Genomic DNA, 20696 nt, shown 5'->3' on the forward strand with positions numbered 1-20696 from the left:
AAATTAGCGGATATACAAATGAGCGGCAATAAAAATTTATTGAAAAGTGTAACTTCTTTAGGAGTTGTTCAGATTGCAAATTACATTTTTCCATTTGTTACCATCCCGATAGTTTCCCGTATTTTGGGTCCTGAAAAAATTGGGATTATAAACTATGCAGCATCTTTTGCATTATATTTTGTACTAATTGTATCTTACTCTTTCGAATTAACCGGAGTTCGCAGAGCAGTTCATCTTAATAATGATAAAGATGCTATTAACAGCCTTTTCTCGAAGATTTTTTTCTCACAGTTTTTTTTGTTGGTTATATCTTTTATTATTTTTATTCCTTGTTTACTATTCATTCCTTTTTTGAAGCAAGACTACTTTATATCTTTTATAAGTTTTGCATTCTGTATTCAGTCTTTGTTTTCGCAAAATTGGTTATTTCAGGCTAAACAGGAATTGAAATTTATTGCAGGATATAATTTTGCTGCACGATCTCTTATAATGGTAGGTGTACTTGTTTTTATAAGGCGAGAAGAAGATTATATAATTTATGCCTGCATTTTTAATCTCGTACCAGTATTGGTTTCTTTCGTGTTATTTATTATTGCTTTCAGAAAATTCGATTTAAAACTGAAAATCCCTAAGTTTAAGGAGGTATTAAATTTAATTAATGAAGATAAAATTATTTTCTTTTCGAATTTAATTATTTCTCTTTATTCTACGACGAGTACTGTTATTTTAGGGTTTTATCATTCTAGTAGTGTTGTTGGGTTTTACACTTCTGCACAGAAGGTTGTGGATATCGCAAGAAATGTTGTAATGAGACCATTATTACAAGGTTTATTTCCTTTCATTGGAGCAGCATTTACGCAAGGTTTTGATGCCGGAACAAAGCTTATTCAAAAGATATTGCCATTATTTCTTCTTCTCACCATCACTGTAGTTTTATCAATATCAATTTTCGGTCCATTCATAGTTAATGTTTTTTTTGGAGATAAATTTCAGGACAGTGTAATCTTACTTGAAGTATTGAGTATTGGTCTCTTTGCGATCTTTTTTAATATGTTTTTTGGCTCTTTGGTGATGTTAAATTTAAAAATGGATAAGTATTTTCTTTCCATTTCTATTTTTGCGGCAGTTTTCAGTTTGATATTAAACTTTATTTTTGTCCCTAAATACGGAGCTTTGGCGACATCTACCATTTGGACGTGTACAGAATTTATTATTGTGGCAATTCAGGTTTTTATCATCAGGAAAAATAATGTTAATATATTTAGCAGAGAACAGTTTTCAATAAGTGTTATTGTTAAGAATATTAAAAATATGAGATCGCTAAAATCATAAGTCAGAATTATATCATGAAAGTTTCATTTTTATCTGTTTTTGCTTTTGATGCAAATGTTTCTCTTATAAATTCTTTAAAAAAGAAATCGGAAATTTCTTTTTTTACCGAAGCTTTACATAAGATATACAATTATATTGACAGAGAAAAGCTTACCGATTTCATCACCATTGGAAATAGGGTAGAGCAGATCAAAAGGTTTTCAGAATTAATTCCTCTAGATACAACTTTTGTTATAAAAGGTACAAGAGCATCTCATATTATAAAGAAAATTTACAATTCTTATAAAATTGATAAGGTCTTAAAAAAAATAAATCCTGATGTAATTATTATAGACAATATTACCCTCACCTATTTTTGTTCAGCTATTAGACTTAGAAATAAAGCACTTCTTATTGTACATGATCCTTTTCTGCATTCGGGTGAAGGAAATATTCTGGATAAAATTTTAAGAAAATTATTTTTTAGACTGATTAAGAACAAAATTTTACTGAATAACAATCAAAAAAATGAGTTTTTAGTAAAAAATGGTCAAAACGAAATGAATGTTCATTCATCTTTTTTAAGTGTTTATGAATATCTGACCTATTATGCACAGGAAAATGAAATAAGTGCGACTTCAAATAATAAAGAAAAAGAGTTTAACATATTGTTTTTTGGTAGAATTTCGCCGTATAAAGGAATAAAATTTTTATTAGATACTTATTCAGAATTGTGTTCTGATGGGAAATTTCCTAATATTACGTTAACTATAGCGGGAAATGGAGATTTCGATTTTGATATTAATGCATATAAAGTTTTACCCAATCTTAAGATTGTAAATAAATTTATTGAGCCAGAGGAACTTTCGGAGTTGATATTAAAATCTTCAGTAGTTGTATGTCCTTATACAGACGCTACCCAAAGTGGAGTGATTATGTCTGCATTTGCATTTAAAAAACCGGTTATAGCAACCAATGTAGGTGGTTTGCCGGAAATGGTTACCCACATGGAAACAGGAATTATCATTGAGAAAAATAATCAAGATGAATTAAAAAATGCTTTTCTTATGTTGTATAATAATCCTAAATTGTTGGAGGATATGAGTGAAGCTATCAATAAAGAATATTTTGAAGGAATAAAAAGCTGGAAACATTCTGGCGAATTATTTTTTAATGCAATAGAATCTATTTATAACCAAAACAATAAAGTTGGGAAAAGCCTTAGTTGAGAAAATAATATGATCTATCTATTTGTATTTTTTGTTTCATTAATATTTTTTAAATTATCAGATTTTTTCTTGGATAAAAAAAAAGTATTGGGGATTTTATTTCTGATTATAGCGATTCTTATACCCAGTATTTTTGCAGGTTGCAGAGATTTGAATATTGGTACCGATACAAGCTCATACGTTAGGGACTATTTCAGAGAAGCAAGACAGGCAAAATCCTTTTTCAGATATAATGAAGATGTGAGTACCGATGTGGGTTATTCTTATTTTAATTATATTATTACAAAAATCTTCAACGATTTTTCTTTTTTACTCTTTTTTATTCAGGCTTTTATTGTTACGTTTATAGCATTAGCGATACTTCAGCTGAAAAAAACTAATCTTCTGACTTGGGCTTTTTTAGTTTATTTTCTGCTTTATTTTTCAAATTCATTGAATATGACCAGACAGATGATGGCGTTGGCTGTATGTCTCTATTCATTCTCGAATTTAATAACAGGAAACAGGATTAAAGCATTAATTTTAGTTGGATTAGCAAGTACATTTCACTTTAGCGCATTTATCTTTTTTGCAATTTTTCCTATATACTTTTATACATCAAAATTTATTAAAAACTTTTGGTTGTTTCAATTCATTGTTGGAGTTTCCTTTATTTTGGTGGTTTTTCTATTAGATTATATTATTATTGGGATTGTAGGTCTAGGAGCGGTAAAAGAAGGTTTTGAAAACTATAAATCTGGAGGACTTTATGGGTCTAATCTTCCATTGTCCGATTTATTTTTATGTATAGTCTTTTTTTCTCTATTAATCACCTTTAGAAAATTTTCGCAGCTCGAAACTTCTCAAAAAAATCTTTTTCAGACAGTTTTTCTCATTTCTATAATTTTATGTTTTGCGGCTATACAGTCTACCTTTGCTATTAGAGGAATGTATTACTTTTCTTATCTTTCGATTATCATTATTCCTTTATTGATTAATTCGATAGAAGATAAAAAAATACAGTTGGTAACGGGGTTTATCTGTGCTGCTTTATTTATTCTGTATTGGGGACTTACAATACCTTACGCAAATCTTGGAGAAACATATCCATATCAATCTAAAATCCTTAATTTATGAGACCATTGATCTCGATTGTTGTTCCGGTTTATAATATGGAGAAATATCTTCATAAATGTGTATATAGCTTACTGAATCAGAGCTATAATCAGTTAGAAATTATTTTGGTAAATGATGGTTCTACGGATCATTCAGCAAAGATATGTGACGAGTTTGCAGAAAAAGATTCCAGAATAAAAGTTGTTCACCGAACCAATGGAGGCTTGTCTGAAGCAAGAAATTCTGGTTTGTCAATATTTAAAGGAGAGTATGTTACTTTTGTAGATAGCGACGATTATGTAAGAGCAGATTATATACAGACTTTACTGGATTTAGTGTTGAACCATAATGTGAAAATTGCAGTTTCTCAATTTCAATATGTTTCTAATGAACATATTGAAAAGGATGATAACGATAATGAAAAAGACTTTTTTTTGCCAACTCTTGAGGCATTAGAGAATATGTTTTATCAAGATTATTTCGATCATAATGCGACTGCAAAATTATTTCACAGAAGCCTTTTTGATAGTTTAAAATTTCCCGTAGATTTGCTTTATGAAGATATGTTCACCACATACAAAATTTTGCTTTCATCAGATTCCGGCGTGGCAGTTTCCAATAAAAAGACATATTATTACTTAATTAGAACTGATAGTATAGAAGGAGCTCCTTTTTCTGCAAAAAAAATGAACAGTATGCGTTTTATTGTAGACGATTTCGAGAATACAAAGAAGCAATATCCTGTTTTGGCTAAAGGTATTAATTGCAGATTGCTCAGTTTTATTTTTCATCTTTTGGTAGAAACGAAAGTGAAAAGTTCAGAAGAAAAAGAATTATTTCTATTAGCACAAAAATATCGCAAAGAAGTTTTAGTAGATAATAAAGCTAGAAAAAAAGCTAGATTAGCCGCATTTGTTTCGTATTTTGGGACAGATGTACTTAGGTTTTTCTATAGATTTGGAAAATCAAGAGTTTAAATTAAAAAGGTTTTATAGAAAGTGAAAACTGTAAATAAAACTGTTTAAAAAAATAGATACGGAATTGAGTATTATATGGGAATTGTGGTTAAAAATTCAGTACTTTGTATATTAGCAATATCAATTAAATACAATTATTTTGGTTGAGAAAAAAATAAAAATAGTACACATTGCTGAAGCCTTCAGTACAGGGATTTATACTTATCTCAAAGATTTGACGTCTTATATGATAGGATTGCCTAATTCTGATGATTTTGAAACTGTTATTATTTATAGTAAAAGAGATGTTTTAGATGAATCTAAGATTGCAAATGATTTCTCACAAAATGTAAGATTCATAAAAGTTCAGATGACTCGTAACATAAGCCCTAAAAGTGATTTTAAGTCTTTGTTAAAGCTTAGAGGTATATTGAAAATGGAGCGTCCTGATATTCTACATTTGCATTCTTCAAAAGCTGGCGTTTTGGGGAGAATTGCTGCCACAGGAATCGTTAAAAAAAGTCATATTTTCTATTCGCCTCATGGCTATGCATTTCTTCGTCAGGATATATCTCCAACTGCACAAAAAATATACCAGTTAATAGAGAAGTATGTTCAGTTTTTCTTCGGTGGAACTACAATAGGCTCTGGCGAAACAGAATTAGAATTTGCAAGAAAAATTGGTAAAACCTATTTTGTACGAAATGGTATCGATTTTAAAAATCAAAAATTCATTGAAGATAGTATTTTAAAAAATAATTTTACTGTTGGGACAATTGGGGTTTTGCACGCTCAAAAAAATCCGTCTGGTTTTAATGAAATTGCTCAAAAATTGCCGGAAGTCAATTTTATTTGGATTGGTGACGGAGAATTGAGGAATCAGATTACGGCACCCAATGTAAAAATTACTGGATGGATCGGATCAAGAGAAGAATTGTTATCCATCACATCAACATTTGATGTTTATTTACAAGTTTCTTTATGGGAGGGACTTTCTATTGCGATTCTTGAAGCAATGGCTCTTGGTAAACCAATTGTAGCTAGTAATATTGTTGGCAACAAAGATTCTGTTGTAGACAGTAAAACTGGATTTTTGGTCAATAGTATGGACGAGGCTGTGTTAGCAATTAAAAAATTACAGGATAATTCCCTTAGAGCTCAAATGGGAAAAGCCTCCTATAAACATTGCAAAGAGTTTTTTGATAAAGACAAAAATTTTGATGAATTAGTAAAAATTTATAAACGAGCATAATTTTAGGCATAAATATGAATTATTTAATATTTGGTGGCTCAGGTTTTATAGGAACCCATTTAATAGAGCATTTGGATGGTATTGATGCTGCATCCAAGATTTATAATCTCGATATAGTTGAAAATAATCATCAGGGAAAATCTGAGTTTATTTATTGTGATGTAAGATCAACAATAGAACTGAATATTCCTGTAAATAATGATTTCGTTATATTTAATTTTGCGGCTGTTCATACTACACCGGGACATCCAGATCACGAATATTTCGAAACCAATATGAAAGGTGCAGAAAACGTAACGGCTTTTGCCGAAAAGTTTAGCATTGAAAAATTGATATTTACTTCCTCCATCGCACCATATGGAGCGTCAGAAGATTTGAAGGATGAAGAAATACTTCCGATGCCAAATACTCCTTACGGGATTTCTAAACTGGTAGCAGAGAAAATTCATATCAATTGGCAGGTTAAAGAAAGAAATAAAAGACAACTAACGATTTTAAGGCCAGGTGTTGTTTTTGGAAAGGGAGAAAACGGAAATTTTACAAGACTCTATTGGGGAATTAAGAAAAACAGATTTTTCTATCCGGGAAGAAAGGATACGGTTAAAGCCAGTATCTATGTAAAAGAACTGATACGTTTTATGCTCTTTAGATTATCTATTTCAGAACCACGGTACGAAATTTTCAACTGTACTTACGAACCTGCTTTCACAATAGAAAATATAGCAGAAGAAATGATGAAAACCATTCAGGTACAGCGTAAAATTTACATGATTCCGGGTGGTTTGCTTCAGTTTGCAGCTTCAATAATTGGAATGATGGGCGGTAAATCTATTGGAATTCATCCCGACAGAGTAAAAAAACTAATGACTTCTACCAACGTCAGCGGAAAAAAAATGCATAATAGTGGATACCAGTTTCATTATACATTCAGCGAAGCTCTGAAAGATTGGTATAACGATAATAATAATTTGCATTTAGAATAATAACCAATATAAAATTCTAAGGATAAATTTTCAAAAATATTTGCTTTAAAACGATTACGAAACTCCATGAAAATAATTGAAACACCTTTAAAAGACTGTTACATCATAGAACCAACAATATTTGAAGATGAAAGAGGATATTTTTTTGAAAAATTCAATGAAAAAAAGTTTGAAGAATTAACCGGCATGAATGGTCATTTCGTTCAGGATAACATTTCAAAATCATCTTATGGCGTTTTAAGGGGTCTGCATTTGCAAAAAGGAGATAGTGCTCAGGCGAAATTGGTTTCTTGTATTGAGGGAAATGTTTTGGATGTTGCGGTAGATGTAAGAGAAAATTCTGCAACCTTTGGTCAGTGGTTTTCGATTGAATTATCTAGAGAAAATAAACGTCAATTATATATTCCAAGAGGATTTGCTCACGGATTTGCTGTGCTCAGCAAGACTGCTGTTTTTGCGTATAAGTGTGATAATTTTTATGACAAATCTTCTGAAGGAGGTATTTTATGGAATGATAAAGACTTAAATGTAGATTGGCAGCTTCCTGTAGAAGATATTATTCTTTCTGATAAAGATAAAGTTTTAGAAACTTTTGCTTTAAGAAATTTTTAATATATTTAGAAAATGAAATTATTAAGATTTCTCCTATAACCATGTTAATTTTAGGTAGCATATTAGATAGATTTATAAATGACTGTGGAACGTATGCTGGTATATCTTATTAAACATTTGTCGAGGTTTTTTAGGATAGTAGATTATTTTACTATCAATTTTGTTTTTTTTATTGGTAAATATTATTTTTTTGAAGCAGACCAGAATTATTTTTACCAAGATTACAAAGCTCAATTTGTACTTCTGAATCTTTCTTGGTTTATTGCTACTGTTATCACAAAGCCTTATACAAACATTAAAATAAAAGAATCTTCACTTCATTTTAATGCTCTTCTTAAAGCTTATTCTTTATTAGTTGTCTTCACAGCTATTTATTTAAGCCAGATTTTATCCATTAAAATTAATTATGAGAATGTATTAAGATATTTTCTTGTAATTGGAATTATTATGACCTTGGTAAGATTTACACTGTTTCTTTACCGAAAAAAGAACAGAGTAAGATTGGGCAGAAAGCTGTACAATTACAATACGGTACTAATTGGCGAAAATAAATTGTCGGGCTATCTTTTATCCAACAAAAGTTTAAAAAGACTTATGGGAATAAGAGGAGTCTATTCCTGTGGAGAAAAAATTACCTGTAATAAATATTTAGGAGATGTTCATCAAATGCTGAAGGATTTTGATAATACCAAAATCAGCAGCATTATTTTTTGTGATGATAAAATTGATCTTGAACAATATAAAAATATTGTAGAGGCGGCAGAGCAAAAAATGATTAGAATTTATATGGTTCCAGAATTTAAGTATGCGAAATTAGGTTCTTACTATGTTGAAATGGTTCAGGATATTCCGTTTTTAAAATTAATGAAAGAACCACTTTCGGATCCAAAAAAACAAATTTTAAAAAGAACTTTTGATATTGTATTTTCTCTATTGGTTATTGTTTTTTTATTGTCATGGCTCATTCCTTTGGTAGCCATAATTATCAAAATAGAAAGTAATGAATCTGTGTTTTTTCTTCAAAAAAGGTCAGGATACAAAAATATACCTTTTAATTGCATTAAATTCAGAAGTATGGCTTCCAATAAGCAGGCAGATTTTCAGACAGCTAAAAGAAATGATGCCAGAGTTACCAAGTTTGGTGCATTCATGAGGAAAACGAGTATTGATGAATTACCCCAGTTTATTAATGTTTTTTTTGGCGATATGTCGGTGGTGGGACCAAGACCACACATGCTTTCTCAAACAGATATGTATTCAAAAATTACCAAAAAATATATGACGAGGCATATGGTGAAGCCGGGTATTACAGGCTGGGCTCAGGTTATGGGTGCGAGAGGAGAAATATTCACGGATAAAGATATGGAAAGAAGAATAGAAAAAGATATTTGGTATATCCAGAATTGGTCTTTCTTTTTAGATATGAAAATTATTTTTCTTACTTTATATAATATAGTTAGGGGAGATGAACAAGCGTATTAATCTTCTTAATTGATATTAATAAATTTATTTGCAAATAAAAAGAATCGAATCCTTTCGGTTCTTTTTTTTATTCCTAAATTTGCACCCACAAAAATTGCTGATTACTAATTACTTATTATTCTATATAAAATGCGCACAAAATCTGTAGGAAAGAAAAAAATAAATATCGTAACATTGGGTTGCTCCAAAAATGTCTATGATTCTGAGGTACTGATGAGCCAGCTGAAAGCCAATGGAAAAGAAGTTGTGCATGAAGATAAAGGAGATATTGTAGTCATCAATACCTGTGGTTTTATAGATAATGCTAAAGAAGAATCTATTAATACCATTTTAGATTATGTTGAAGCAAAAAATAGGGGAGAAGTAGAGAAAGTTTTCGTTACAGGATGTCTTTCAGAAAGATATAAGCCGGATTTGGTAAAAGAAATTCCAGATGTAGACCAATATTTCGGGACTAGAGATTTGCCTATTTTATTAAAGCATTTGGGAGCAGATTATAAGCACGAATTAGTTGGAGAAAGGCTTACTACAACACCAAAGCATTATGCCTACCTTAAAATTTCTGAAGGATGCGACAGACCATGTTCTTTTTGCGCAATACCTTTAATGAGAGGCGGTCATGTTTCTACATCTATTGAAAAACTGGTTCTGGAAGCACAGAAGTTAGCCAAAGTTGGGGTAAAAGAACTTATTCTTATTGCACAAGATCTTACTTATTACGGACTGGATATTTACAAAAAAAGAGCTTTGGCAGACCTTCTTAAGGAGTTGGTAAAAGTAGAAGGAATTGAGTGGATTCGTCTGCATTATGCATTTCCGAGCGGTTTTCCGGAAGATGTATTAGATATTATTCGCGAAGAACCAAAGGTTTGTAATTATATTGATATTCCTTTGCAACACATCAATTCAGATTTGTTGAAATCGATGAAAAGAGGAACTACTCACGAAAAAACAGATGCTCTTTTGGGTAAATTCAGAGAAAAAGTTCCGGATATGGCGATCAGAACTACTTTAATTGTTGGTTATCCTGGAGAAACTGAAGAAATATTTCAGGAACTGAAAGATTGGGTAAAAGAACAGAAATTTGACAGATTAGGTTGCTTCACGTATTCTCACGAAGAAAATACAACAGCGTATGTGTTGGAAGATAATATTCCGCAGGAAGTAAAAGAAGCCAGAGTAGAAGAGATTATGGAGTTGCAGTCGCAGATTTCATGGGAAAAGAATCAAGCAAAGATTGGTGAGATTTACAGATGTATTTTCGATCGTAAAGAAGGTAACTATTTCGTAGGACGCACCGAATACGATTCTCCGGATGTAGATAATACCGTACTTATTTCTGCCGAAAATACTTATATTTCTATTGGCGAATTTGCCAACGTGAAGATTACTTCTGCAGAGGAATTCGACCTTTACGGAGAATTGGTTTAAAAAAAGAGTAACTCAATAAATGAAGCCAAAATCGCAAGATTTTGGCTTTTTTCATAAATATGGTATTATAAAAATGGCTTCATTTCGTCTTCAATCTGAGTTCTCAGTTCCATGAGGCGAATGGCGTATTTTTCTTTCTGTTTTTCCTCTTCGGTTTCAGGAATCCATTTTGGAACAGGAAGTTTCTTTCCATTTTCATCTACTGCGACAAAAACGATAATGCAATGTGTTTTTTTATCGAAATTAGGCTGTTTCAGGTTTCTGGAAAATACATTAATCGATATATGCATACTCGAAGATCCTGTATAAATTACCTGAGCTTCAACTTTAACGATTTCTCCAATTTTTATAGGATCGTAAAAGCGTATTCCGCCAACATAAACGGTTACAGAATAATTTCCGCTCCATGTTGTTGCACAGGCGTAACCTGCCTGATCAATCCATTTCATTACACTTCCGCCATGTACATTTCCTCCATAATTTACATCTGAAGGTTCTGAGATAAACTGAAAGGTAACCGGTTTGTTTTCCATTATTTTAAAATTTGAATAAAGGTATTTATAATTTTTAAAAGTTTAGATTAAATCTTAATTTTGAAGATTGAAATAGGCAATTAAACGTCTAAGCTATAATGAAAAAAGTATTTTATCTGAATACCTGTGATACCTGCAGGAAAATTTTAACCCAATTTGATCTTACAGACTGGGAACTTCGGGAAATTAAGAAACAGCCAATTACCGTTGAAGAATTGGAAGAAATGTACAAGCAAACAAAATCTTATGAGGCTTTGTTCAGCAAAAAATCTACACAGATTAAATTAAGAGGTTTGAATGTAAAAGCGTTAACTGAAAATGATTTTAAAGATTTGCTATTGGATCACTATACTTTTTTAAAACGTCCGGTTTTTATTACTGATAACGCAATTTTTCTAGGAAATGACAAGAAGAATGTAGAAGCTTTGAAAGTATTGTTATCTTATCACTAGAAACTAATTGATGCAAATTACGTACGTAGGAAGTCCCAAACAGATTGGGGAAAATAAAATACAATTGCAGGAAGTCCCAAACAGTTATTAGGGAAACAAACTGTAGTTGCGGGAGGGGCTAAACCTAACAGGTTTCTGAAACCCGTTAGGTTTTCTTGGTTTAGCCCGGATAGAAACGGCATCCTTTTTTGTTTTTTTTTGATGAAAATTGATATTGAATACAAAAAATAACTAAAAACAAAAAAGATATAGTGTATAGCCGGATTAAGCTCCTAAAAAAATAAAACCTGCAACGGTGCAGGTTTTAAAAGTGTATTCTTAATTCATCAAACTGAATAAATCTGATGAGTATTTTGCAATATTTACACGAAAGGAGCTTTTACCACTTTTGCAGGGATATTTTTATTTCTTACCTGAATAAAAATTTCGGAACCTAGTTTAAAGTGAGGTTTATCTACGTAAGCCAATCCTAAACCTACTTTTTTCATTGGAGATTGAGTTCCTGAAGTTACTTTTCCTATAACCTTTCCTTCTGCATCTACAACAGGATAATCGTGTCTAGGAACTCCTTTATCGGTAAGTTCGAATCCCACTAATTTTCTTGTTACACCTTCTTCTTTTTGCTTAGCGAAAGTTTCTTTAGAGACGAAATCTTTATCGAATTTGGTAATCCATCCCAAACCTGCTTCTATTGGAGAAGTAATATCGTCGATGTCGTTTCCGTAAAGGCAAAATCCTTTCTCCAATCTCAAAGTATCTCTTGCAGCAAGTCCGCAAGGGATAATTCCTTCTTCTTTTCCTGCTTCAATAATAGCATCCCAAAGTTTTTCTGCAGATTCGTTTTTGAAATAAATTTCAAAACCTCCACTTCCTGTATAACCGGTATTAGAAATAATGATATCGTTTACACCCGCCACAGAACCGACTGTAAAGTGATAATAAGGGATTTCTGAAAGATTTGTTTCGGTTAATTTCTGAAGAATTTCGGTAGCTTTTGGTCCCTGAACAGCCAATAAAGACATCTCGTCTGATGCATTGGTCATTTTTGCTCCGAAAGTGTTGTATTTTGAGATATGATCCCAGTCTTTCTCGATGTTAGAAGCATTTACGACCACGAAATATTTTTCGTCTGCCATTTTGTAAACGATAAGATCGTCTACAATACCTCCATTTTCGTTCGGAAGACAAGAATACTGAGCTTTTCCGTTTTCCAAAGTATCTACATTATTGGTAGTTACATATTGCAAAAGATCTTTTGCACCAGCTCCTTCAATAAAGAACTGTCCCATGTGAGAAACATCAAACAACCCTGCCTTTTCTCTTACTGCAAAATGCTCTTCTGTTACTCCGGAATATTGTACAGGCATTTCAAATCCTGCAAATGGTACTATTTTCGCTCCCAAAGAAACGTGCTTGTCATATAAAGCTGTTTTTTTCATATATGGATATTTATTTTGAATTATTTATTTCTATTTTCTACTGAAATTTTAATAGTCGTTTATTTTTTTTATTTTGAAACTGTCGAAAGATTCTTTAAACAACTTCATATAGTTTCCGTTCCAGTGTTTTTGCTGGCAATTGATGGTTAGAAGGAATAAATCCGTATTCTTTTGATATACTTTCGTGAACCAGAATAGTTTTTCTTTCTCATCAAAATATTCGTATTGATATTCTGAAAATCCTTTTTTACTTCCTGTATTTTTTACTTTTTTTTCATCATCCGAAGAATGATAAAGGGCAAGAATAAAATTTTTAACTTCACTTTTAGGAAGATCCAGATGATGATATTCTGAAATGGTAATGGCACCAATTTGATTGGTCGGGAAAATGTTTACAATTCCTTGATCATTGGTTACCTTCCAGGTATCTGGTGTTTCTATAGAATAATTTTCGGTTTCATAGATTTCGGTGCGTAATTGTTGCGAAAATGTACAGACGCTCCATAATACAGTGAAAATAAAAAGATATTTTTTCATTTGTGTTTAAAATGATGTTTGTATTCTTCAAGAATAATTTTGAACCATTCTGTAAAATGTTCAGGATTTTCGGATATTTCTCGATCTAAATTTTTAGGAGAAATAAACCGAACTTCTTCTACTTCCTCGGTATTAAGGTTAAATTCAGAATCGTAAATTCCGGTAAAAACATAATCCAGTTCGTGTTCCCATAAACCATTTCCAACATCTGCCTTGTAAATAAAATGAAATTTCTCCGAAATATCGGCATTTATTCCCAACTCTTCTCTAAGTCTTCTCTGTGCTCCTTCCAGATAAGTTTCTCCCGATTTTGGATGAGAACATACGGCATTGGTCCATTTTAACGGAGAATGATATTTTCCTGAAGCACGCTTCTGCAAAAGCATATCGCCTTTTTCGTTGAATAAAAATACCGAAAAAGCACGATGAAGCAAGCCATTGAGATGTGCCTGTTGTTTTTCCATTAAACCTAAAATTTCATCATTAGGATTTACCAGTACTACCATTTCTTCCATTCCTACAAATTTAAGTTTATTACACGATTTTGTAAAATAAATGTTTAGTTTTTTTATTCTTAATGGAAATTTATAAATTATAGAAGTGGAAATTTTTAATGAAAATTGCGAAAAATATAAAGGTTACTTGTATTTTGTTAACTTTAAAATGAATTTTTCGTTAAAAAATTAACATAAACTACTTTTACTACCTATGTTTTCCTGATAAAGCGTAACTTTGCACTTTAAAAATTTTAACGATGGAACTGGAATATATTGAGCATATCAGTCCGATTCTCAAGGACGGAACTAAAAATTATCTTATAGATATAGACGGTACAATTACGGATGATGTTCCCAATGAAGAACCTGAAAGAATGGTCACTTGCGAACCTTATCCAGATGCATTGGCAACCATTAATAAATGGTATGATGAAGGTCACCAGATTTGCTTTTTTACTTCTCGCACAGAAAATTTAAAGCAGATTACGATCGACTGGCTCGATAAGCATGGCTTCAAATACCATAGTGTATTATGCGGAAAACCAAGAGGAGGAAATTATCACTGGATAGATAACCACCTTGTAAGAGCTACCAGATACAAAGGAAAATTTACAGATTTGGTAGAAAAACAAGTAACCATTGAAGTTTTTAAAGATTAAAATCTAATAGAAAAGATTTAAAAGTTAAGAATGCTAAGTTTATCGCTCAGTTTTTTAATTTTTAAATCTTTCAATTTTTAAATAGTATTACGTTTATGAAAGTTTTAGCGAATGATGGTTTAGACCAGTCAGGAATTGATGCATTAACAGAAAAAGGATTTGAAGTAATTACCACAAAAGTACCTCAGGAAGAGCTTTTGGATTATATTAATGAGCATAAAATCCGTACTTTGTTGGTGAGAAGTGCAACACAGGTAAGAAAAGATATTATAGATAATTGCCCGTCTTTGGAAATTATCGGTAGAGGAGGAGTTGGTATGGATAATATTGATGTTGATTATGCAAGAGAAAAAGGCATTCATGTCATCAATACCCCTTCTGCGTCTTCCGAGTCGGTAGCCGAATTGGTTTTTGCACATTTGTTTTCGGGAGCCAGATTCTTACAGGATTCTAATAGAAAAATGCCTATATCTGGTGATACAGATTTCGCTGGTCTTAAAAAAGCATACGCTGCAGGAATTGAACTTAAAGGAAAAACCATCGGTATAGTCGGAATGGGAAGAATCGGTCAGGAAGTTGCAAAAATAGCTTTAGGACTGGGTATGAGAGTTATTGCAGCGGATAACATGATTGGGAAAGCGAGTATAAAAGTAACCTTTTACAATAATCAGTTTATCAATGTAGATATTGAAACAGAACCATTACACGATGTTTTAAAACATGCAGATTTTATTACTTTACACGTTCCGGCTCAAAAAAGTGGTTACATGATTTCTACTAATGAGTTTGATATGATGAAAGACGGTGTGGCAATCGTAAACTGTTCAAGAGGTGGAGTTATAGACGAAAATGCATTAATTGCAGCTTTAAATTCTGGTAAAGTAAGATTTGCAGGGCTGGATGTTTTTGTGGGAGAACCTACGCCTTCAAAAGAAATTTTGCAGCATTCCAAAATCTCTTTAACGCCGCATACGGGTGCATCTACACTAGAAGCTCAGGACAGAATTGGTCTTTCTTTGGCAGAACAGATTTCAAGTATTTTGCAAATTCATTAATATTTTTATTTCAGAATAAAAAATCCGCTTCAGAAAAAACTGTAGCGGATTTATTTTTTGTTGATACAAAATACTTATTTTTTCTTCAATTCATCACGAATTTCAGCAAGTAATTGTTCTGTTGCAGTTGGAGCCGGAGCTGGTGCTTCTGCAACTTCTGCTTTTTTCATTTTATTGATGGTTTTTACAAGCATAAATACAACCAATGCCAACAATAAAAAGTTGATCGCAACAGTTATAAAATTTCCGTAAGCAAAAATAGCTGCATCAGGAGCAATTTCTTTAGCTTTTGCAAGTGTTGCACCTGCAGGAATATTTTCTGCACCTTTTCCCATTGCAAAATAAATGCTGCTGAAGTCTGGTTTTCCTACAATTGCAGCAACAATTGGCATGATTAAATCATCGATAATACTGGTTACAATTTTACCAAATGCACCTCCGATGATAACACCCACTGCTAAATCAAAAGCATTGCCTTTGATTGCAAATTCCTTAAACTCTTTTACAATTCCCATAATTTATATTTTTAAATGTTTTGTGCAAAAATATTATTATAAAAATAAAAAACTGTATTTTTTATCTGTTTTTTCATCTAAATCCTTAGTTATGCATAATAATTATGTTTAAATTTATTGAAAATCAATATCTATGAAAATTTTTTCAGCAGAATTAATCAGAAAAGCAGACTTATTCACTATAGAAAACGAACCCATTTCATCAGTTAATTTAATGGAAAGGGCAGCAATAAGCTGTGCAGAATGGATTTCTATCAATTTTAAGCTGAATACAAAATTTGCAATATTTTGTGGCAATGGTAATAATGGAGGCGATGGCTTTGCTATTGCAAGATTACTTTACTCTAAAGGTTTTAATGTTCAGGTTTATGCAGATGAGAAAACAAATAATTTTTCTGACGATGCTTTAGTAAATTTAAAGAGGCTGAAAAATATTAATGAAATTCAACTCAAAGATTTTGATGAATTTGAAAAAATGACGTTAGAAAGTAATGTTATTATTATAGATGCCCTTTTCGGAACAGGTTTGTCGAGAAAACTTGAAGGGAAATATCAGAAACTGGTTGAAGATTTAAACAAGATAAAAAACACTAAGATATCAATAGATATTCCCTCCGGAATGTTTGCGGATATAATGAATGAAGAAAATGATGTGATTTTTAAATCTGATGTTACTTTAAGTTTTCAGTTTTGGAAAAAAGCATTTTTACATCCCGAATCGGGCAATTTTGCTGGAAAAGTTATTGTTTTGGACATCCAATTAAGCGAAGATTTCATCTTTAAAACTCCAAGTGATGATTTTGTAATAGATGACGAGTTAATCAATGGTATATTCAAGCCAAGAAAAGAATTTTCTCATAAAGGTACGTATGGAAAATCTATTCTGATTGGCGGAAGTTACGGTAAAATAGGAGCTATTTCTCTCGCTGTAAAATCGGCTTTAAAAGCTGGTTCAGGTCTTACTTTTGCTCTTGCTCCGAAATGTGGAGTTGAAATTTTACAGACTCTTGCTCCAGAAGCAATGTTTATAGAAGGAGGAGAGAAAAATGTTACCGAAATAAATATTGTTGATGATGCAATCTATGGAATAGGCCCTGGTCTTGATACCGATTTGTTAACAGCTAAAGCATTGATTCAGTTTCTGAAAAATTATTCTAAACCTTTAATTTTAGATGCAGATGGATTAAATATTCTGGCTCAAAACCCTGAAAATCTTCAAAATATTCCTTCAAGATCTATTATTACGCCGCATCCCAAAGAATTTGAGAGGCTTTTTGGGAAAACTCAAAATTCTTTTGAGAGGTTAGATTTGGCAAAAAATAAAGCCGAAGAACTAGATATTTATATTGTGCTCAAAGATCATCATACTCAGGTAATAACACCAGAAAAAAAGGTTTTTTATAATATTACAGGAAATTCCGGATTGGCAAAGGGAGGCAGTGGAGATATTTTAACGGGCATTATCACTTCACTTTTAGCACAAAAATATTCTGAGGAAGAAGCAGGCATTTTAGGAGTCTGGCTTCATGGAAAAGCAGCCGATTTTGCTGCTGAAAAGTATTCTAAAGAATCTACGCAGCCAACCGATGTAATTTCGGAATTGGGAAATGTTTTTCTGGAACTCAATAAAAAAGCCACAACTTGGTTGTGACTTTAAATATTTTCTATGAAAAAAACATTAATGCTTATTCGGGTTTAGCATTTTCTGCTTCTGTAATTTTCATTTTTTTAGAGTAAATCATGATGATAACTCCCGCAATCATGAAAGGGATAGATAATACCTGTCCCGTATTCAGTCCAGCAATAGAAATGAATTCTTTTCCTTGAGGTTCTTTTAAAAATTCAACAAAAAATCTTATTGCCCAAAGGATAATAAAGAACAATCCGAAAAGCCATCCCTGTTGGTATTTTTTGTCTGTTTTTCTGTACAAAAACCATAAAAGAACGAATAATAATACATATCCGGTGGCTTCAAATAACTGTCCTGGGAATCTTGGGACAGTAACTCCGTATTCATCACTCATCTGCGGGAAAAGTATGGCAAACGGTGAATTGGGATCTGCAGGTTTACCTACAATTTCAGAATTGAAAAAATTTCCCATTCTTACAAAAGCACCTCCTAAAGCAACTACAATTCCTAATCTATCGTAAACCCAAAAAGGATTTTTCTTGATGATCTTAAATGAATAATAAAGCGTAGTTAAAATTAACGCAATGGTTGCCCCATGACTTGCCAACCCTGAAAACCCTGTAAATTCAAATTCCGGTTTTGTTCTTATCGGTAGAAATACACTTAAAAAATCTTGTTTGAAAAGCTCTGGCTGATAAAAAATTACGTGTCCTAATCTTGCTCCTAGAATGGTTCCTATTAAAGTCCATGTAAAAAGAGGATCCAAATATTTTTGGTTTACGTGGTCGATATCAAATATTTTTTTCATCAGCATATATCCGAAACCGAATGCAAAAACAAACATAAGACTGTAGAAATGCAGTGTAAAAGGTCCTAATTGTATTCCTACGGAAGGATCCCAAATTTTGTAGCTGGTTTTTAAAGAAATTTGGTCACTTTCTTTTAATGGCTGTTTGCTTTTGACAACGTATTTGTAATCTGATTTGTTTTCTGTAGGTTTAAAATTTTTGTCTAAAAACTGATACCCATTTTGTTTCAGAATAGAAAAAGAATTATCATAAAAAGCTCCCCAACCGTTTTTAGATTCCAGATTGGCAGAATTTACGATAACAAGACTGTTAGGAGCATTTTTTCCTGCAAAATCTGCAAACGTTTTTGCATCGGTAGTGGAGAATACTTTTACAGGAACCGCCTGATTATTCACCATCAAATCCGCATCAGAAACGCCATCCGGATAGCTTTGGGCAAAAGTATTCTGCACAAAAAAGGCAAGAATTAAAAGATAAACTCGAAAGATTATATTATTCATTATTAAAAATGTTTTAAAATTAATTTTTTTTATGAGGAACAGGATCATAACCGCTTCCTCCCCATGGATGACATTTTGAAATTCTCTTCGCACCCAGCCAAAACCCTTTAAAAATCCCATGAACCTGCAAAGCTTCTACCATATAATGGGAACAGGTGGGTTCATACCGACAGCTTTTGGGAAGTAAAGGCGAGATAAACCACTGATAAAACCTGATGAGAATTACCAGAGGAAAAGTGATTATTTTGTTGAATTTTTGTTTCAAAACATTGCAAAAATAGGGTAAAAAATTTAAAATTAGTTTAATTTTGTTAGAAGTTTCGGGGAAGGAATAATGTTTGCCTTTTACACAAAATCTGTATTTGCAGAGGCAAGTCTGTTATATAATTATTCCGCTAACTCATTCTTTAATTATATTTAATTCAAATTCAAAAAAAATTGGCTCAGAATATACCTTTAGCAGAACGATTACGACCAAAAACTTTGGATGAGGTTTTGGGGCAGGAACATCTTACCGGAGAAAAAGGTACAATTAGAAAAATGCTGGAAAATGATACCCTAAATTCTCTTATTCTATGGGGTCCGCCGGGAACAGGTAAAACCACTTTGGCTGAAATTATTTCTGAACAATCGGGGAGAAAATTTTTTAAACTTTCTGCAGTTTCTTCAGGCGTTAAAGATGTTCGGGATGTAATTGAAGATGCCAAAAAACAAAATCTTTTTTCCGGAAAATCGCCCATTCTTTTTATTGATGAGATTCACCGTTTCAATAAATCTCAGCAAGATTCTTTGCTTCATGCAGTAGAAAAAGGTTGGGTTGTTTTAATCGGTGCAACTACAGAAAATCCGAGTTTTGAAGTGGTGTCTGCATTGCTTTCCAGAAGTCAGGTTTATATTTTGAAAGCATTAAGCTACGAGAAATTGGAAGAACTGATTGATATTGCCGTTACAAAATTCAATAATGATGAAAATTCTCGTTTTCTCATTAAAGATAAAGCTGCATTTATACAATATTCGGGTGGTGATGGCAGAAAACTGATAAATTCTGTTGAGCTGGTTCTTAATCAGTTTAAAAATTCTGGCAAAAATGAGATTGATAATGAAGATGTTATGTCTGTGCTTCAAGAAACAATGGCATTGTATGATAAAAATGGAGAACAGCATTATGATATTATTTCGGCATTCATAAAATCTATGAGAGGCAGCGATCCCAACGGAGCTGTATATTGGCTTGCCAGAATGATTGCCGGAGGTGAAGATATTAAATTTATCGCCCGAAGAATGCTAATTTTGGCCTCTGAAGATATTGGTTTGGCAAATCCGAATGCACTTATAATGGCTAACAATTGTTTTCAGGCAATTAATGTTATCGGAAATCCTGAAGCAAGAATTTTACTGAGCGAAACTGCAATTTATCTGGCGGTTTCACCTAAAAGCAATTCTGCTTATGCAGCCATTAATGAAGCTTTGGCGTTTGTAAAGAAGACAGGAAATCTTCCGGTTCCGTTGCATCTTAGAAATGCTCCAACCAAGCTGATGAAAGATTTAGACTACGGAAAAGATTATAAATATGCACACTCTTACGATGGCAATTTTGTGGATCAGGATTTTTTACCTGAAGAAATAAAAGAAGTGAAATTTTATCAACCCGGAAATAATGCTACCGAAAAAAAGATTTATGACGAGTTGAAGAAGAAATGGCAAAATAAGTACGAGTAA

21 protein-coding genes are annotated in these 20696 nt (G+C 32.2%); 14 read left to right on the plus strand and 7 right to left on the minus strand.

The features are described 5' to 3' along the window. The first annotated feature begins 18 nt into the window (after positions 1 to 18). The 9 genes from MTP08_RS04715 (at position 19) to rimO (ending at position 10351) form a co-directional block, all read left to right on the plus strand. A complete protein-coding gene (locus MTP08_RS04715) occupies positions 19 to 1332 on the plus strand; it encodes a flippase (protein WP_243577257.1) in 1314 nt (437 codons plus the stop codon). Positions 1333 to 1346: 14 nt separating this feature from the next. Then, complete coding sequence (locus MTP08_RS04720; RefSeq protein WP_243577258.1) at positions 1347 to 2540, plus strand: glycosyltransferase family 4 protein; 1194 nt, start codon at positions 1347 to 1349, stop codon at positions 2538 to 2540. Between the two features lie 69 nt (positions 2541 to 2609). Continuing rightward, complete coding sequence (locus tag MTP08_RS04725; RefSeq protein ID WP_243577259.1) at positions 2610 to 3656, plus strand: EpsG family protein; 1047 nt, start codon at positions 2610 to 2612, stop codon at positions 3654 to 3656. Then, positions 3653 to 4612 carry a glycosyltransferase family 2 protein gene (locus tag MTP08_RS04730; protein WP_243577260.1) on the plus strand — a complete coding sequence of 320 codons (960 nt, stop codon included), beginning with the start codon at positions 3653 to 3655 and terminating at the stop codon, positions 4610 to 4612. The genes MTP08_RS04725 and MTP08_RS04730 overlap by 4 nt, the downstream gene beginning before the upstream one ends. Before the next feature lie 139 nt (positions 4613 to 4751). Next, entirely contained in the window at positions 4752 to 5843 is a 1092-nt protein-coding gene (locus tag MTP08_RS04735) for a glycosyltransferase (protein ID WP_243577261.1), read from the plus strand. A gap of 14 nt (positions 5844 to 5857) precedes the next feature. Beyond that, on the plus strand, positions 5858 to 6826 hold the full coding sequence (locus tag MTP08_RS04740; protein WP_243577262.1) for an NAD-dependent epimerase/dehydratase family protein: 969 nt from the start codon (positions 5858 to 5860) through the stop codon (positions 6824 to 6826). 66 nt (positions 6827 to 6892) lie between these two features. Further along, complete coding sequence (gene rfbC / locus MTP08_RS04745; protein WP_243577263.1) at positions 6893 to 7438, plus strand: dTDP-4-dehydrorhamnose 3,5-epimerase; 546 nt, start codon at positions 6893 to 6895, stop codon at positions 7436 to 7438. A 78-nt stretch (positions 7439 to 7516) separates the two neighbouring features. Then, entirely contained in the window at positions 7517 to 8920 is a 1404-nt protein-coding gene (locus tag MTP08_RS04750; protein WP_243577264.1) for an exopolysaccharide biosynthesis polyprenyl glycosylphosphotransferase, read from the plus strand. Positions 8921 to 9049: 129 nt separating this feature from the next. Beyond that, complete coding sequence (gene rimO, locus MTP08_RS04755) at positions 9050 to 10351, plus strand: 30S ribosomal protein S12 methylthiotransferase RimO (protein ID WP_243577265.1); 1302 nt, start codon at positions 9050 to 9052, stop codon at positions 10349 to 10351. Positions 10352 to 10416: 65 nt separating this feature from the next. On the opposite strand, the gene MTP08_RS04760 is transcribed toward rimO, so the two are convergent. Further along, positions 10417 to 10884: an acyl-CoA thioesterase gene (locus MTP08_RS04760; protein WP_243577266.1), complete on the minus strand. Its 468-nt coding sequence runs from the start codon at positions 10882 to 10884 to the stop codon at positions 10417 to 10419. 98 nt (positions 10885 to 10982) lie between these two features. On the opposite strand from MTP08_RS04760, the gene MTP08_RS04765 reads away from it, so the two are divergent. Then, positions 10983 to 11336, plus strand: a complete 354-nt coding sequence (locus MTP08_RS04765; RefSeq protein WP_243577267.1) for an arsenate reductase family protein — start codon at positions 10983 to 10985, stop codon at positions 11334 to 11336. Positions 11337 to 11698: 362 nt separating this feature from the next. Here the strand turns inward: MTP08_RS04765 and gcvT are convergent, their stop codons facing one another. Genes gcvT through idi form a run of 3 tightly spaced genes read right to left on the minus strand, consistent with a single transcriptional unit; the run spans position 11699 to position 13827 of the window. Beyond that, entirely contained in the window at positions 11699 to 12775 is a 1077-nt protein-coding gene (gene gcvT, locus MTP08_RS04770) for a glycine cleavage system aminomethyltransferase GcvT (protein WP_243577268.1), read from the minus strand. A 48-nt stretch (positions 12776 to 12823) separates the two neighbouring features. Then, positions 12824 to 13312 (minus strand): hypothetical protein, encoded by a 489-nt coding sequence (locus MTP08_RS04775; RefSeq protein WP_243577269.1) that lies wholly within the window; start codon positions 13310 to 13312, stop codon positions 12824 to 12826. Beyond that, positions 13309 to 13827: an isopentenyl-diphosphate Delta-isomerase gene (gene idi / locus MTP08_RS04780; RefSeq protein WP_243577270.1), complete on the minus strand. Its 519-nt coding sequence runs from the start codon at positions 13825 to 13827 to the stop codon at positions 13309 to 13311. Before idi ends, MTP08_RS04775 begins: the two co-directional genes overlap by 4 nt. Positions 13828 to 14066: 239 nt before the next feature. Here idi and MTP08_RS04785 point away from each other — a divergent pair, with 239 nt between their 5' ends. Both MTP08_RS04785 and MTP08_RS04790 read left to right on the plus strand, forming a co-directional pair. Next, positions 14067 to 14468: an LNS2 domain-containing protein gene (locus MTP08_RS04785; RefSeq protein ID WP_209389709.1), complete on the plus strand. Its 402-nt coding sequence runs from the start codon at positions 14067 to 14069 to the stop codon at positions 14466 to 14468. Positions 14469 to 14563: 95 nt separating this feature from the next. Beyond that, on the plus strand, positions 14564 to 15523 hold the full coding sequence (locus tag MTP08_RS04790) for a D-2-hydroxyacid dehydrogenase (protein ID WP_209389710.1): 960 nt from the start codon (positions 14564 to 14566) through the stop codon (positions 15521 to 15523). A 74-nt stretch (positions 15524 to 15597) separates the two neighbouring features. On the opposite strand, the gene mscL is transcribed toward MTP08_RS04790, so the two are convergent. Beyond that, positions 15598 to 16038, minus strand: a complete 441-nt coding sequence (mscL, locus tag MTP08_RS04795; RefSeq protein WP_209389711.1) for a large conductance mechanosensitive channel protein MscL — start codon at positions 16036 to 16038, stop codon at positions 15598 to 15600. A 133-nt stretch (positions 16039 to 16171) separates the two neighbouring features. On the opposite strand from mscL, the gene MTP08_RS04800 reads away from it, so the two are divergent. After that, positions 16172 to 17689: an NAD(P)H-hydrate dehydratase gene (locus tag MTP08_RS04800; RefSeq protein ID WP_243577271.1), complete on the plus strand. Its 1518-nt coding sequence runs from the start codon at positions 16172 to 16174 to the stop codon at positions 17687 to 17689. A 34-nt stretch (positions 17690 to 17723) separates the two neighbouring features. Here MTP08_RS04800 and lgt read toward each other — a convergent pair whose 3' ends face one another. Together lgt and yidD are read right to left on the minus strand one after the other, a co-directional pair. Then, positions 17724 to 18596: a prolipoprotein diacylglyceryl transferase gene (gene lgt, locus MTP08_RS04805; protein WP_394803770.1), complete on the minus strand. Its 873-nt coding sequence runs from the start codon at positions 18594 to 18596 to the stop codon at positions 17724 to 17726. 400 nt (positions 18597 to 18996) lie between these two features. Next, a complete protein-coding gene (gene yidD, locus MTP08_RS04810) occupies positions 18997 to 19242 on the minus strand; it encodes a membrane protein insertion efficiency factor YidD (RefSeq protein ID WP_209389713.1) in 246 nt (81 codons plus the stop codon). A gap of 173 nt (positions 19243 to 19415) precedes the next feature. Between yidD and MTP08_RS04815 the strand changes: the two genes are divergently transcribed. Beyond that, entirely contained in the window at positions 19416 to 20696 is a 1281-nt protein-coding gene (locus MTP08_RS04815) for a replication-associated recombination protein A (protein ID WP_209389714.1), read from the plus strand.

Origin of the sequence: Chryseobacterium oryzae (assembly GCF_022811665.1) — a bacterium.
Taxonomy (GTDB): Bacteria; Bacteroidota; Bacteroidia; order Flavobacteriales; family Weeksellaceae; genus Chryseobacterium; species Chryseobacterium oryzae.

What these genes read in the sequence shown, in the direction of transcription:
- MTP08_RS04715 (WP_243577257.1), top strand. Translation starts at nt 19, where the DNA reads ATGAGCGGCAATAAAAATTTATTGAAAAGTGTAACTTCTTTAGGAGTT.
- MTP08_RS04720 (WP_243577258.1), top strand. Translation starts at nt 1,347, where the DNA reads ATGAAAGTTTCATTTTTATCTGTTTTTGCTTTTGATGCAAATGTTTCT.
- MTP08_RS04730 (WP_243577260.1), top strand. Translation starts at nt 3,653, where the DNA reads ATGAGACCATTGATCTCGATTGTTGTTCCGGTTTATAATATGGAGAAA.
- MTP08_RS04740 (WP_243577262.1), top strand. Translation starts at nt 5,858, where the DNA reads ATGAATTATTTAATATTTGGTGGCTCAGGTTTTATAGGAACCCATTTA.
- rfbC (WP_243577263.1), top strand. Translation starts at nt 6,893, where the DNA reads ATGAAAATAATTGAAACACCTTTAAAAGACTGTTACATCATAGAACCA.
- MTP08_RS04750 (WP_243577264.1), top strand. Translation starts at nt 7,517, where the DNA reads ATGACTGTGGAACGTATGCTGGTATATCTTATTAAACATTTGTCGAGG.
- rimO (WP_243577265.1), top strand. Translation starts at nt 9,050, where the DNA reads ATGCGCACAAAATCTGTAGGAAAGAAAAAAATAAATATCGTAACATTG.
- MTP08_RS04760 (WP_243577266.1), bottom strand. Translation starts at nt 10,884, where the DNA reads ATGGAAAACAAACCGGTTACCTTTCAGTTTATCTCAGAACCTTCAGAT.
- MTP08_RS04765 (WP_243577267.1), top strand. Translation starts at nt 10,983, where the DNA reads ATGAAAAAAGTATTTTATCTGAATACCTGTGATACCTGCAGGAAAATT.
- gcvT (WP_243577268.1), bottom strand. Translation starts at nt 12,775, where the DNA reads ATGAAAAAAACAGCTTTATATGACAAGCACGTTTCTTTGGGAGCGAAA.
- MTP08_RS04775 (WP_243577269.1), bottom strand. Translation starts at nt 13,312, where the DNA reads ATGAAAAAATATCTTTTTATTTTCACTGTATTATGGAGCGTCTGTACA.
- idi (WP_243577270.1), bottom strand. Translation starts at nt 13,827, where the DNA reads ATGGAAGAAATGGTAGTACTGGTAAATCCTAATGATGAAATTTTAGGT.
- MTP08_RS04785 (WP_209389709.1), top strand. Translation starts at nt 14,067, where the DNA reads ATGGAACTGGAATATATTGAGCATATCAGTCCGATTCTCAAGGACGGA.
- MTP08_RS04790 (WP_209389710.1), top strand. Translation starts at nt 14,564, where the DNA reads ATGAAAGTTTTAGCGAATGATGGTTTAGACCAGTCAGGAATTGATGCA.
- mscL (WP_209389711.1), bottom strand. Translation starts at nt 16,038, where the DNA reads ATGGGAATTGTAAAAGAGTTTAAGGAATTTGCAATCAAAGGCAATGCT.
- MTP08_RS04800 (WP_243577271.1), top strand. Translation starts at nt 16,172, where the DNA reads ATGAAAATTTTTTCAGCAGAATTAATCAGAAAAGCAGACTTATTCACT.